This window comes from Croceitalea vernalis, from assembly GCF_031846405.1.
In the GTDB taxonomy this organism is placed as follows: domain Bacteria; phylum Bacteroidota; class Bacteroidia; order Flavobacteriales; family Flavobacteriaceae; genus Croceitalea; species Croceitalea vernalis.
The window spans coordinates 1143565-1158449 of record NZ_JAVRHU010000001.1; the positions used below are offsets into that span (position 1 = coordinate 1143565).

Genomic DNA, 14885 nt, shown 5'->3' on the forward strand with positions numbered 1-14885 from the left:
AAATCTTATAACTAATTTGTGACTTAACTTTAAGATGTTTTTTTTTAAAAATTAAAATTATAATGTTGTCCAAGTCTAAATTTTAACTTTCATGAAGAACCAAGTTCAATTAATAACCTATGTAGATAGAATTGGTTGTAATTCAATATCTGAATTAGAATACATGTTGCAAAGTAAATTAAATGGGCTTTTTGGTGGAGTTCATTTGCTGCCATTTTATTATCCAATTGATGGTAAAGATGCCGGTTTTGATCCAATAGATCATATGCAAATTGATTCTAGATTGGGAGATTGGAATGATTTAAAGAGTTTGGCTAAAGCATCAGAAGTAATGGCAGACTTGATTGTGAATCATATCTCTGCAGAATCTTCGCAGTTTAAAGATTTTTTAGAGAAAGGCAGTAAATCTGAGTTTTTCGATTTAGTACTCACAAGGGATAAGGTTTTTTCCGAAGATATTAGTGAAGAAGAAATTTTAAAAATTTATAGACCAAGACCTGGTTCACCCTTTACGAAGTTTCAATTAAAAGATGGTAAAGAGCTGGCTGTATGGACCACTTTTACATCAAACCAAATTGATATTGATGTTAACTCTAACATTGGTCTTGCTTATTTAGAAAATATATTAACCGTTTTTCAGAAAGCGGGCGTTAGTATGATTCGTTTAGATGCGGCCGGTTATGCCATCAAAAAAGCTGGTACTTCTTGTTTTATGATAAAAGAGACTTTTGATTTTATTGATGACTTAACTCAAAAAGCAAAGTCAAAGGGGATAGAGGTATTGGTAGAGATTCACTCGTTTTACCAAACTCAAATTGAAATAGCAAAGAAAGTAGATTATGTTTACGATTTTGCTCTACCAGTTTTAGTACTTGATACTATTTTCAATGCAAATTCAAGCAACTTAAAAAATTGGTTGAAGATTGCCCCCAAAAATGTGATAACCGTTTTAGATACTCATGATGGAATAGGCGTAGTTGATGTAGCATCAGAAGGTAACCGCGCTGGACTAATACCTGATACAACCTTAGAAAAAATTGTAGAACAAATTCACATAAATAGTAAAGATTCAAGCAAAAAAGCTACTGGTGCTGCTGCGAGTAATTTAGACTTATACCAAGTTAATTGTACTTATTTTGAGGCTTTAGGCAAAGATGAAAATGCTTACTTAATAGCTAGAGCTATTCAGTTTTTTGTACCCGGAATTCCGCAAGTATACTACGTGGGATTATTTGCAGGTGATAATGACATGGAATTATTATCAAATACGAATGTAGGTAGAGATATCAATAGACATTATTATAGTCAGGAAGAAATAGATGCTGTTTTGAAATCAAGGTTTTTTAATGATTTTAAGAAATTGATTCTTTTTAGAAATCAGCACTCTGCATTTAATGGCCAATTTGAGGTTTTAGATACTTTAAATAATGAATTACAACTGAAATGGACGAATGAAGATACTTGGGCTGTTCTAGCTATTAATTTATCAGAAATGAAACTAAATATTACTTTTTATGATGAAATAGAAAAAGAAAAGGTCCTTTTTTAAAAAGTTCCTAATTTTCATAAAAGATTTTTACAATAATTTCTTTAGATTACAGGAATATTTTCAATAAAGTTGAAATTTTTGAAACATTATTGTGCAACTTAAAACCAACAAACTTCTGAAGATATGAGCTTGATTAAAAAACCTAGTTTAAGTTTTTGGCAAATTTTTAATATGAATGTTGGATTCTTAGGAATTCAATATAGTTTCGGTTTACAACAAACCGCTATTAATCCAATATTTCTTTATCTAGGTGCTCCAGAAGAAATGTTACCCATTTTAAATATCGCAGGTCCAGTCACTGGTTTAGTAATTCAGCCTATAATTGGCGCAATGTCAGATAAAACTTGGTCACCCAAATGGGGTAGGCGTAAACCTTATTTTCTGATTGGAGCAATAATAGGAAGCATATGTTTGTTTGCTTTCCCAAGTAGTCCAGTTCTATGGTTTGCTGTAGGATTACTATGGATTCTTGATGTTGGTAACAATATGGCTATGGAACCTTATAGAGCTTTCGTAGGTGATAAACTTCCGGAGAAACAATTGAGCCTAGGGTATCAAATGCAAAGTCTTTTTGTTGGGGCCGGTATATTATTGGCTAACGGTTCCATTGTTTTGTTTCAGTACTTATTCGGCGGAGAATCCGTTGAGGTCGCTGGTGAAATTCCGCAATGGCTTTATTATTCATTCTATATCGGTGGAATGCTTTCAATAGCAACAATTCTATGGTCGGTATTTAAAACGCCCGAAATCCCTCCTTCAGATGAGGAATTGGAGGAAATAAATCATGACAAAGGACAACCTTTTGGCGTTCGTCTTGCTAAACCTTTTAAAGAAATTAGTTCTGCGATTAAGCAGATGCCTTCTTTTATGTGGAAGATTGGAGCGGTGTACCTTTTTCAATGGTATGCTTTATTTATTTATTGGCAATATATTACACCCTTGTTCAAATTGACAATGGGCTATTCAACATCTGAGGCGGCCTCGCAATCAGCACAGATGAGTTTAACTTATAATATTGTTACAATGGTTGTAGCCTTAGCTTTGGTGCCCTTAACTCTAAAATATGGAGGTAAAAAGGTTTACGCTTATAGTTTAGTTGGTACAGCACTGGCGCTTTTTGTTATTCCTTTCATCGATGATTCTTTATTAGTGTTAATACCTATGGTTTTATTCGGAATTGGTTGGGCAGCAATGATGGGTATCCCTTACACGATGGTTTCTAAAGTTGTACCTCAAGAAAGAAGAGGGGTTTACATGGGTATTCTTAATATGATGATTGTAATTCCTATGGGCATAGAGACTTTAACATTCGGTCCAATTTATAAATACTTGTTAGGCGGTAATGCTGTAAATGCTATATTGTTTGCCGGAGTATTCTTTTTGATTTCAGCAATACTTGCCACAAGACTGAATATTAGTAAATCAAATTCTGAAATTGAAGCCAAATAATAATTGATTAACAATTACATATTTAGTTTAATACACCAACTTGTGTTCCATTGAATACCCTTAAATTTACGCACTCCAATCCGAAGGTATGAGTAAAGAGAAACAACGCAGAGAGGCATTAATATATCACGCCAAACCGCAACCCGGTAAGATTAAAGTAGTACCTACAAAGCCATATGCAACTCAAAGAGACTTGGCACTTGCCTATTCTCCTGGTGTTGCAGAACCTTGTTTGGAAATTGAAAAAAATAAGGATGATGTTTACAAGTATACAGCAAAGGGTAATGTTGTCGCCGTTATATCTAACGGAACAGCTGTTTTAGGTTTAGGCAATATTGGCCCTGAAGCTTCTAAACCTGTAATGGAAGGTAAAAGTTTACTCTTTAAAATCTTTGCGGATATAGATGGTATTGACATTGAATTGGATACTGAAGATGTAGATAAATTTGTTGAAACTGTAAAAATAATTGCACCCACTTTTGGTGGTATCAATCTTGAAGACATTAAAGCACCTGAGGCGTTCGAAATTGAACGGAGGTTAAAAAAAGAATTGGACATTCCTGTAATGCACGATGATCAACATGGTACAGCAATTATTTCAGCTGCAGCATTGTTGAATGCCTTAGAATTAATCAAAAAGAAAATTGAAGATGTAAAAATAGTAGTTAGTGGCGCTGGTGCTGCTGCTATTTCTTGCACTAGGCTTTACAAGGCTTTTGGTGCCAAAGGAGATAATATTGTAATGCTTGATAGCAAAGGTGTTATAAGAAAAGACCGAGATAATTTATCTTCTCAAAAAGCTGAATTTGCAACGAACAGAGATATTGCAACTTTAGATGATGCTATGAAAGATGCGGATGTCTTTATAGGTCTTTCTATGGCAGATATTGTTTCGCCAGCCATGCTAACATCTATGGCAAAAAACCCTATAGTTTTTGCAATGGCAAACCCAAATCCGGAAATTGAATATGATTTGGCTTGTAAAACGCGTAAAGACATAATTATGGCAACTGGTCGTTCAGACCATCCCAATCAAGTGAACAATGTTTTAGGCTTTCCTTTCATTTTTAGAGGTGCACTAGATGTTAGAGCAACTAAGATTAACGAGGCCATGAAAATGGCTGCAGTAAGAGCTTTAGCTGATTTAACAAAGGAACCTGTTCCTGAACAAGTAAATATTACTTACGATACAACGCGATTAACATTTGGTGAAGAATATATAATTCCTAAACCTTTTGATCCTCGATTGATTTCAACTATTCCTCCGGCTGTTGCAAAAGCGGCAATGGAGAGTGGAGTTGCAAAAGCACCTATTCAAGATTGGGGTAAATACGAGGAAGAACTTCTGTTGCGATCAGGTAATGACAATAAAGTGGTTCGAATGCTCCATAATAGGGCAAAGGTAAATCCAAAACGAATTGTTTTTGCCGAAGCTGAGCTTTTAGATGTGCTTAAAGCTGCTCAAATAGTTTATGATGAAGGCATTGCAATTCCAATCTTGCTCGGAAATAAAGAAACCATAACTACACTTAAAAAGGAATTAGATTTCAATGCTGATGTAGAGATTATAGATCCAAGGTCTGACGAATCCAATACCGTGCGCACAATGTATGCTGATAAGTTATGGCAAATGCGAAAGCGTAAAGGCGAAACTCGTTACAGTGCTCGGGTAAATATGGGTAAGCGCAATTATTTTGGATCAATGATGTTAGTTGAAGGTGATGCTGATGGAATGATCTCTGGTTATTCTAGAGCTTATCCAAAAGTGCTTAAACCAGTATTTGAAGTAATCGGAAGAGCACAAGGTGTTGGTAATGCATCAACTGTGAATATTATGATAACTGAAAGAGGGCCATTATTTCTCGCTGATACCTCCATAAATATTAGCCCTGACGCAGAAGAATTAGCAGAGATTGCCCAGATGACTGCAAATGTGGCTACTACTTTCGGCTTTAATCCCGTTATGGCTATGTTATCATATACTAATTTTGGATCTTCAAGTCATAAAGAAGCATCGAAGGTAAGGGAGGCTGTTCGTATTTTGCATAAAGAGAATCCTGATTTAGTAGTGGACGGTGAAATTCAAACTGACTTTGCTTTGAATCAAGAGTTATGTCATAATAACTTTCCTTTTTCGAAGTTGGCAGGTAAAAAAGTGAACACCTTTATATTCCCAAATTTGGATGCAGCGAATATTACCTATAAGTTGCTTAAAGGCTTGAATAAAGCAAGTTCAATTGGACCAATCATGGTCGGTCTTAGAAAATCTGTCCATATATTACAATTGGGAGCTAGTGTTGATGAAATGGTTAATATGGCAGCGGTTGCAGTAATTGATGCACAAGAAAGAGAAAAGCGAAAGAAGGCTAAGACTGGAAAATAAAATATAAAATTTATAAATGATTCATCATCTTAAAGGAAAGTTAGTTGAGAAGAACCCCACTTATGTTGTAATTGAATGCAATGGAGTAGGATACTTTCTAAATATTTCACTTCATACATTTTCTCAGCTAAAAGATGATGAGAATATTCAACTATTTACCCATCTTCAGGTCAAAGAAGATTCTCACACCTTATTTGGTTTTGCTCAAAAGGCGGAAAGAGAAATTTTTAGATTATTGTTATCTGTTTCCGGTATTGGTGCAAGTACAGCCAGAACAATGTTGTCATCATTAGACCCTACCCAAATTAAGGAGGCTATTGCCGGGGGCGATGTACCTAAAATACAGACAATCAAGGGTATTGGTGCAAAAACTGCCCAAAGAGTAATTTTAGATTTAAAAGATAAGATTCTTAAAGTCTACGATATGGACGAAGTTTCCCTTCAATCAAACAATACTACAAAAGAAGAAGCGTTATCTGCTTTAGAGGTTCTTGGTTTTGTAAGAAGACAATCTGAAAAGGTTGTAGATCGGGTTCTTTCGCAAGATTCCTCGCTGAGCGTCGAGAACATTATAAAATTGGCGCTGAAAAATTTGTAACTAGTTTGAAAAGAGGGGTAAAAGCATCTCTTAAGCCTTATTGGTTTAAGGGTTTTTTCTTATTAATATTTTTTTTAGGTATTGCATCTTTGCAAGCCCAAGAAACCAATCAGCAACCTGTTGATTCGGTTAAGACAGGTTTTACTCTTGGTAAAATCTTGTTAGACAATCCAGATAGCATTGTTTCAAAATACAATTACGATTCTAAAATTGATCGCTATGTTTATACCGAAAGTGTTGGTGATTTTAATGTGAACTATCCTTTATTTCTTACTCCTGACCAATATTATGAATTGGTTAGAAAAGAGAGCATGAAATCTTACTTCAAAGAAAAGATTGATGCTTTTTCTGGTAGAAAGGAAGGAAGTGAAGAAGCGAGGAAAAATCTACTTCCAAATTTTTATGTCAACAGCAACTTTTTTGAATCTGTCTTTGGTGGTAATACTATTGAAGTAATACCTCAAGGTTCTGTCGCGATGGACTTAGGAATTATTTGGCAGAAAAATGATAATCCTGCGTTGTCTCCAAGGAATCGAACAAATTTATCTTTTGATTTTGATCAACGTATAAGTTTGAGTATGCTGGGTAAGGTTGGCGAACGATTACAAGTAACAGCTAACTATGATACTGAGGCCACTTTTGATTTTCAAAATCTAGTCAAGTTAGATTATACGCCAACCGAGGATGATATTTTACGCTCAATAGAAGTTGGTAATGTCAATATGCCGCTCAATAGTTCATTGATTACCGGCGCTCAAAGTCTATTTGGTGTAAAAACACAATTGCAATTTGGAAAAACTACAGTGACAGCAGTTTTTTCTGAACAGCGCTCACAGAATAATACGGTTGTAGCTCAGGGTGGAGGCACCTTGAATGAATTTGCGTTAACAGCCTTAGACTATGATGAAGATAAACACTTTTTTCTCGCCCAATACTTTAGAGATAATTATGATGCTGCTCTTACTAATTACCCATTTATCCAAAGTCAAGTTCAAATCACCCGATTAGAAGTATGGGTGACAAATAGAAATCAACAGACGTTAAATGTTCGAAATATAGTAGCCCTCCAAGATTTAGGTGAAGCACAATTGGGACCTGATGGGCAAGAGAAGACTAGAGTAGGTCGTGAAGGTCAAGTTCCGGCCGGTTTCTTTAATATTTTTGATATAGGTGCTTTACCTCGAAATGGAGCAAATGATTATGACCCTGCTTTAATTGATGCAGGTGGAGTGCTCAATAGCGCTATCCGAGATATTGCTACTGTTGATAATGGTTTTAATTTTTCAAATGGATATACCCCAAATCAAGGGTTCGATTATGCGATATTAGAAAATGCTAGAAAATTAGAATTAGGTAGAGATTATCAGTTTGATACTCAATTAGGATATATTTCATTAAATCAAAGATTAAGTAATGATGAGGTTTTAGGGGTTGCTTTTCAATATACTTTTAACGGTGATGTATTTCAAGTAGGTGAGTTTGCTAATGGAGGCATTGACGCTACAACCGTTTCTGGTGGTGCAAATCCTATTATAGAAAACAATACATTGATTCTAAAATTATTGAAAAGTAATATCACAAATGTCAGTGATCCTATTTGGGATTTGATGATGAAAAATATTTATTCGACAGGTGCTTTTCAATTGAGTCAAGAAGATTTTAAGTTGAATATTTTATATTCAGATCCAACCCCTAGAAACTACATTACACCTGTTAACCCAGATGTGGGTTGGCCTGAAGGTTTTGAAGACCGAATACTATTAAATATTTTTAATCTTGACCGCTTAAATGTCTATAATGATGTGCAGCCAGGCGGTGACGGATTTTTTGATTACGTCCCTGGAATCACAGTTGATACGCAAAGTGGGCGTATTATTTTTACAAAAGTTGAACCGTTTGGTAAATATTTATTTAACGAACTCGGTGGTGGTACTTATGAAGTTGAGAACGATCAAGGTTATAATGAAAATCAACAGCGTTATGTTTTTAGAAACATGTATGCTAAGACAAAAGCAGCCTCTTTACAAGATGCTGAAAAGAACCGGTTTCAATTAAAAGGTCGTTATAAATCTCAAGGAAATAATGGTATTCCTATCGGAGCATTTAATGTTCCTCGAGGTTCTGTTAGAGTTACTGCGGGTGGTAGACAATTACAAGAGGGTATTGATTATACTGTAAATTACCAAGCTGGTACTGTTCAGTTACTAGATCCTAGTTTAGAAGCCTCCAATACACCAATTAATATTTCAGTAGAAAATAATGCAGTTTTCGGACAGCAAACCAGAAGATTTACCGGAGTAAATGTTGAACATAAGATTAGCGAAAACTTTGTTATCGGAGGTACGCTTTTAAACTTAAATGAAAGACCTCTAACTCAAAAATCAAATTTTGGTGTGGAACCAGTTAATAATACTATTTATGGTTTCAATGGTAATTTTAGTACTGAGGTTCCATTTTTAACAAGGTTAGCCAATAAGTTACCAAATATTGACACCGATGTTCCTTCCAATATTTCAATACGAGGTGAAATAGCAGCTTTAACGCCTAATTCACCTAAAAACGCTGATTTTCAGGGTGAAACAACTACGTATCTAGATGATTTTGAAGGGGCTCAGGCTTTAATAGATATTCGTTCTTCTTTAGGTTGGTCTTTAGCTAGTCCACCAGTTGGTGTGCCAAATGATGAGGATGGTTTAGCAGCTGGATATGAAAGAGCTAAATTAGCCTGGTATACTATTGATCCAATATTTTACACCAACCAACGACCAGATGGTGTTACGGATGGCGATATATCTTTAAACTCAACGCGAAGGGTTTTTATTGATGAGGTATTTCCGCAAGTTGATATTGCACAAGGACAAACTACGGTTCAAGGAACTTTAGATTTAGCGTATTATCCAACCCAAAAAGGACCTTATAATGCTAGTGATGGTTTCGGAGCCGTTCCTCAAGATAACTGGGCCGGTATAATGAGATCCTTAAGTAGTACAAATTTTGAACAGTCAAATGTTGAATTCGTTCAATTTTGGGTTTTAGATCCTTATGTTGATGGAGAGACCACTGGTGCTAATATTGGTGAGTTAGTCCTGAATTTAGGTAATATTTCCGAAGACATTTTACCTGATGGAAGAAAACAGTACGAAAACGGATTACCGAGTACAACTTCAACAGAAACACCAAGACCAACTATTTGGGGTCAGGTGCCTTCTACACAATCTTTAGTGTATGCATTCGATGCTGATGAAAACAATAGAGCACAACAAGATATTGGTTTTGATGGTTTTGATGATACAGCCGAAGCTGCAATTTATAATGGTCCAATTGAAGATCCTGCATTAGATAATTATGTGTATTATTTAAATCGCGAAGGTGGAGTTTTAGAAAGATATTTAGATTTTAATAATCCTGAAGGTAATTCTCCAGTAGAAGTTACAAATACCAATAGGGGGTCTACAACGCTTCCTGATGTGGAAGATGTAGATCGCGATTTGACCATGAATACGGTTGATAGTTATTATGAATATCGTATTCAAATCAAACCAAATACTACCATAGATGACCAATACGTTACTGATATCCGTGAAGGACAAACCCCGACGCTACCTAACAATACCCAATTAAATCGCAGGTGGATTCAATATAAGATTCCTTTAAGCGATTTTACAGGTGCTATTGGAGGTATTACCGATTTTAGATCTGTCAGTTTCATGAGAATGTACATGACTGGGTTTACAGATGATGTTGTGCTTCGTTTTGCAACTCTTGATCTTGTCCGTGGAGATTGGAGAACTTATACGAACACATTGCAAGATCCGGATATTGATAACAATCCAGCAGATGATGGAACGGTTACTGATGTAAACACCGTAAATATTGAGGAAAATAGTGGAAGAATACCAATCCCATATGTTTTACCTCCAGGGGTTATTCGAGAACAACTCAATAATAATAACACGATTATTCGCCAAAATGAACAATCACTTTCTTTTGTGGTTGAAAATTTGGAATCAGAAGATTCCCGAGGAGTATTTAAGAATGTGAATATTGATGTTCGTCAGTATGAAAAGATTAAAATGTTCATGCATGCCGAAAAAATATTAAATACCGATTATTCAGATGATGATACTCCTTTAGTAGGTTTTTTAAGAATTGGAACAGATTTTTCGGAAAATTTTTATCAGTTAGAATTACCATTACAATTTACACCTTTTGGGTCTTCATCGGCAGAAGAAATTTGGCCTGAAGTAAATGAACTAGAGATTGTACTAGCCGATTTAAATAAAGTCAAATCGTTGGGTATAGCCAACCAAAGTTTAAACGATATCAATTATTATGAAGTTCAAGGTGGCGAAGTTGTGGCAGTTGACGAATTCTCACCTAGAACACTTGGCCAAGTAAGAATAGGTATTCGTGGTAATCCATCTTTAGGTAGTATTAGAAGTATGATGGTTGGTATTAAAAACATTGATGACCTGCCAGCTCAAGGTGAAGTTTGGTTTAATGAATTACGTTTAGCTGGTTTAGATAATAATGGCGGTTGGGCTGCTATCGCAGCACTAGACGCTAATATGGCTGATTTTGCAAATGTAACGGCAACAGGTAGCACGAGTACATCTGGTTTTGGGTCTATTGACCAGATGCCAAATGAAAGGGCTAGAGAAGATGCTATTTCTTATGATGTTGTTACGAATGTTAATGTAGGGCAGTTGTTACCAAAAAAGTGGGGAATCCAAATTCCCTTTAATTATGGAATTTCTGAAACGGTTATAACACCTGAGTTTGACCCTGTTTATGATGATTTAAAATTAGATGATAGAATTGCTGCTGCTGATACGGAACAAGAAGCTGAAACTATACTTGAGCAAGCTGAAGATTATACCAAAAGAAGAAGTATAAATTTAATTGGAGTGCGAAAAAATAGGGGAGATGAAGCTGATGCGAATTTTTATGATATTGAAAATTTCACTTTCAATTACTCTTATAATGAGACAAATCATAGAGATTTTGAAGTAGCAAATTTGAGAGATCAGAATGTGACTACTGGTTTTGTTTACAATCATAATTTTAAACCTGCACCTGTTGCTCCATTCGCCAAAAAAGATTCCTTGTTCACCAGTGAATATTGGAAGTGGTTGAAAGACTTAAACTTCAATCTTTTGCCAACCAGTGTTTCGGTTAATGCTAATTACAATCGTTCCTTTAATCAGCAACGTTTTCGTGATGTTCTAGAGCCCGGTATTGAGGCATTGGATTTGCCTTTGTTGCAACAGCGTAATTATTTGTTCAATTGGCAATATGCCTTAAACTATAGTTTGAGTAAATCGCTACGAATTAATCTTACTACTTCAAATAACAATATTGTACGTAATTATTTTAGCAATGATGTTGATAATGAAGGAAGACCTTTAATTGAAGATTCTCTTAATCTTTGGGATGGTTTCTTCGATATTGGTGAGCCTAACCGTCATGCGCAACAAATGCAATTGAATTATGAATTGCCTTTTAGTAAATTTCCATTCTTAAATTTTATTAACGCACAGTATACTTATACCAGTAATTTTGATTGGCAACGCGGTGGTGATGCATTGTTGGAGGTTGCGGGAGAAGATATTAATACCGTTCAGAACGCGAGCACTCATAATTTGACAGCAAATTTAACCATGCAGAGCTTTTATGATTATCTGGGTCTTAAAAAAAGGACTGGAAAAGAAGCTGCAGCAGCTGTACGAGCAAGACGAGATAAAGCGGGTAACACCGCTGATGGCGAAGATGAAAAACCTAAGAAGAAAACAAGTAAAGGCTTGAATACTGCTATTGATATATTGACCATGGTCAAACGTGTTAATATTAATTATAGTGAAAATCGTGGAAAAGTATTACCTGGTTATACTCAATCTATAGGCTTTTTAGGTACGGCTCGGCCTACTTTAGGTTTTGTTTTTGGTAGTCAACGTGATGTGCGTTTTGAAGCAGCTAAAAGAGGATGGTTAACTCAGTTTGATGGTTTCAATTCACAATTTTTACAGAATAATTCAAAACAACTGAGCATTACAGCTACCGCTCAACCTACTCAAGATTTAACCATTGATTTAACCGCTGACAGACAAATTTCTAATAGCCTTCAAGAAACCTTTGAGGTAATACCGGATGATATAAATGGAGGATTGCAATACAATCAATTACTGGCCAATAATTTTGGAAATTTCAGTATCTCAACAATGATGATTGGAACGGCTTTTAGAAAAAGCGATGAATTTGATTCTGCGACTTTTGAAGAATTCAAAGCCAACCGAATTACAATTGCGAATAGAATAGTGTCTGATCGTAATGCGAATGTTACTGGGGTTGATGAAGATGGTTTTCCTATTGGTTATGGAAAAACGAGTCAAGATGTCTTATTGCCTGCATTTTTTGCTGCTATAACTGGACAAGATGTAGACCGCGTTAACCTAGATGCCTTTCGTGAAATTCCGATACCTAACTGGAATATTAAGTATACCGGTTTAATGAAGAACAAGTGGTTTAAGAAAAAATTTAAACGTTTTTCTATTCAACATGGTTATCGTTCTGCATATAGTATTAATTCTTTTCAAACCAATTTAGAACGTAATCAGCTCATTAAAGACGGTTTCGCTCCAATAAATTCTGAAACAGGAAATATTTTATCAGAAAATATCATTAATAATGTTGTCTTGACTGATGAATTCAATCCACTAATTCGAATGGATTTTGAAATGAAAAATTCAATGAGTGTCTTGGCTGAAGTCAGAACGGATAGAACATTTTCTTTAAGTTTTGACAATAACCTACTAACTGAAATTAATGGTAAGGAATATACTGTCGGACTTGGGTATCGATTTAAAGAAGTAAAATTTGTTGCAAATATTGGTGGTGAGAAAACTCGTTTAAAGGGCGATTTGAACTTAAAAGCAGATTTATCGTTACGTGATAATATCACCTTAATTCGTAATCTTGATATAGATAACAATCAAATTACAGCGGGTCAAGAATTATGGTCTATAAAGTTTACTGCGGATTATGCTTTAAGTAAAAGTTTAAATGCTTTGTTCTTTTACGACCACTCATTTTCTCAATTTAAAGTATCAACTGCCTTTCCACAAACTACGGTCAATGCAGGTTTCACTCTAAGGTATAATTTTGGTAATTAATGTTTTCTTTATTTAAAGAAAGCGCAGAGCAACTTAAAGGTCTTTTATTTAGTTGCAGATTTAATTAAAATCTCGTCCTCAATTTTTTGAAAACCTTTATTATAACGTTTACATTTGTTACTAGACAAAATAGAACAAGATGAATCTACCACCAGAATTAAAATATACAAAAGACCACGAGTGGGTAAAGATAGACGGTGATGTTGCGACCGTTGGCATAACTGATTTTGCTCAAGGTGAACTTGGTGATATTGTTTATGTAGAAGTAGAAACTATTGACGAAACTTTAGACAAAGAAGAGGTATTTGGTACCGTTGAAGCTGTAAAAACTGTTTCTGATTTGTTTCTTCCTTTAACTGGTGAACTGATTGAGTTTAACGAGGCTTTAGAAGATGAACCAGAAAAAGTAAACTCAGACCCTTATGGAGAAGGGTGGATGGTGAAAATAAGATTTAGCAATCCAGCGGAAATAGAAGAATTAATGAGTGACGCTGAATACAAAGAATTGATAGGTGCTTAAAAAGCATTTATTTACAATAAGTTTTGTAAGCTGGCTGGTTTTAATAACACTTGCCAGCTTATTTTCTTTTTCAGAAGACGTGTCAAGCGGTATTAATATTCCTTATTTTGATAAAATAGTCCATTTTATTTTTCATTGTGTACTTGTCATTTTTGGTGTGTTTTCTTTTAAAGAAAATCAAAATGATGTGTTTAATTTAAAAAAGACGCTCAGTAAGTTGGTTCTTTTTTCTATTATTTATGGCATATCAATTGAGGTTTTGCAATATGTAATGCCTTTTAATCGCGCTGCAGAAATTTGGGATGTACTTGCGAATACACTAGGTGCCTTTGCAGGTGTTTTACTCATTAAAAAGTACCTTTCACTCACTGCAAAGTAAAAATGACGCATTTTAGGTTTTTATATATCGAATTAATAATTAAATTAGCGAACATTAAAATTTAAACAAATGGAACCAAAGAAGAATCCGAAAGCTGATGTAGGCAGAAATAGTGCTCTTTACTTTGTAATTGGCCTTGCAGCAGTTATGTTGCTTGTTTATGTAGGTTTAGAGTGGAAAAAATATGATAAGGGTAATGATTATGATATTGCCTTAAATATTGAAGATCAGTTGGACGAAGAGGTTCCAATGACGGAGCAAATTAAAACTCCACCACCTCCACCGCCACCTGCTGCTCCAGAAGTTATTGAAGTCGTGGAAGACGAAGAAGAGGTTGAAGAAACTGTTATTGAATCAACTGAGACTAGCCAAGAAGAAGAGGTTATGGAAGTTGAAGATGTAGAGGTTGAAGAGATTGACGAAGATATCTCAGTTCCGTTTGCTGTAATTGAAGATGTGCCTGTTTTTCCAGGTTGTGAAGGCGCAAGTAATAAGAAGCAATGTTTTCAAGAACAAATGCAAAAACATATTCGTAAGAACTTCCGTTATCCTGAAATTGCTCAAGAAATGGGTGTGCAAGGTCGTGTAAGTGTAGTTTTTGTTATTCAGAAAGATGGAAGTATCGGAAACATTAGAATGCGTGGACCAGATAAAAACTTAGAAGCTGAGGCTTTAAGAATTATCAATAAATTACCTAAAATGACTCCAGGAAAACAACGTGGAAGAGCGGTAAAAGTTCCTTTTAGTATTCCAATTACATTTAAGTTGCAGTAAACTTTATATATAATTTTTTAAAACCCTTACCACTTTTTGGTAAGGGTTTTTTGTTTGGTTGAAG

Annotated in this window: 8 protein-coding genes; all 8 read left to right on the plus strand. The window is 35.1% G+C overall.

Annotated features, from left to right (window positions below):
• Nucleotides 1-91 precede the first annotated feature (91 nt).
• The gene (gene gtfA, locus RM520_RS05195; protein ID WP_311387218.1) at nt 92-1549 is read left to right on the plus strand and encodes a sucrose phosphorylase; all 1458 of its coding nucleotides are present in this window, start codon (nt 92-94) and stop codon (nt 1547-1549) included.
• Nucleotides 1550-1672: 123 nt separating this feature from the next.
• Nucleotides 1673-2998, plus strand: a complete 1326-nt coding sequence (locus tag RM520_RS05200) for an MFS transporter (RefSeq protein WP_311387219.1) — start codon at nt 1673-1675, stop codon at nt 2996-2998.
• Between the two features lie 88 nt (nt 2999-3086).
• The gene (locus RM520_RS05205) at nt 3087-5381 is read left to right on the plus strand and encodes an NADP-dependent malic enzyme (RefSeq protein WP_311387220.1); all 2295 of its coding nucleotides are present in this window, start codon (nt 3087-3089) and stop codon (nt 5379-5381) included.
• A 16-nt stretch (nt 5382-5397) separates the two neighbouring features.
• On the plus strand, nt 5398-5979 hold the full coding sequence (ruvA, locus tag RM520_RS05210; protein ID WP_311387221.1) for a Holliday junction branch migration protein RuvA: 582 nt from the start codon (nt 5398-5400) through the stop codon (nt 5977-5979).
• 5 nt (nt 5980-5984) lie between these two features.
• Nucleotides 5985-13148: a T9SS outer membrane translocon Sov/SprA gene (gene sov, locus RM520_RS05215; protein ID WP_311387222.1), complete on the plus strand. Its 7164-nt coding sequence runs from the start codon at nt 5985-5987 to the stop codon at nt 13146-13148.
• Between the two features lie 139 nt (nt 13149-13287).
• Entirely contained in the window at nt 13288-13668 is a 381-nt protein-coding gene (gene gcvH / locus RM520_RS05220) for a glycine cleavage system protein GcvH (protein ID WP_311387223.1), read from the plus strand.
• Nucleotides 13661-14047: a VanZ family protein gene (locus RM520_RS05225; RefSeq protein ID WP_311387224.1), complete on the plus strand. Its 387-nt coding sequence runs from the start codon at nt 13661-13663 to the stop codon at nt 14045-14047. Before gcvH ends, RM520_RS05225 begins: the two co-directional genes overlap by 8 nt.
• A gap of 69 nt (nt 14048-14116) precedes the next feature.
• Entirely contained in the window at nt 14117-14821 is a 705-nt protein-coding gene (locus tag RM520_RS05230; protein ID WP_311384647.1) for an energy transducer TonB, read from the plus strand.
• Nucleotides 14822-14885: the final 64 nt, after the last annotated feature.

What these genes read in the sequence shown, in the direction of transcription:
- gtfA (WP_311387218.1), top strand. Translation starts at nt 92, where the DNA reads ATGAAGAACCAAGTTCAATTAATAACCTATGTAGATAGAATTGGTTGT.
- RM520_RS05200 (WP_311387219.1), top strand. Translation starts at nt 1,673, where the DNA reads ATGAGCTTGATTAAAAAACCTAGTTTAAGTTTTTGGCAAATTTTTAAT.
- RM520_RS05205 (WP_311387220.1), top strand. Translation starts at nt 3,087, where the DNA reads ATGAGTAAAGAGAAACAACGCAGAGAGGCATTAATATATCACGCCAAA.
- ruvA (WP_311387221.1), top strand. Translation starts at nt 5,398, where the DNA reads ATGATTCATCATCTTAAAGGAAAGTTAGTTGAGAAGAACCCCACTTAT.
- gcvH (WP_311387223.1), top strand. Translation starts at nt 13,288, where the DNA reads ATGAATCTACCACCAGAATTAAAATATACAAAAGACCACGAGTGGGTA.
- RM520_RS05230 (WP_311384647.1), top strand. Translation starts at nt 14,117, where the DNA reads ATGGAACCAAAGAAGAATCCGAAAGCTGATGTAGGCAGAAATAGTGCT.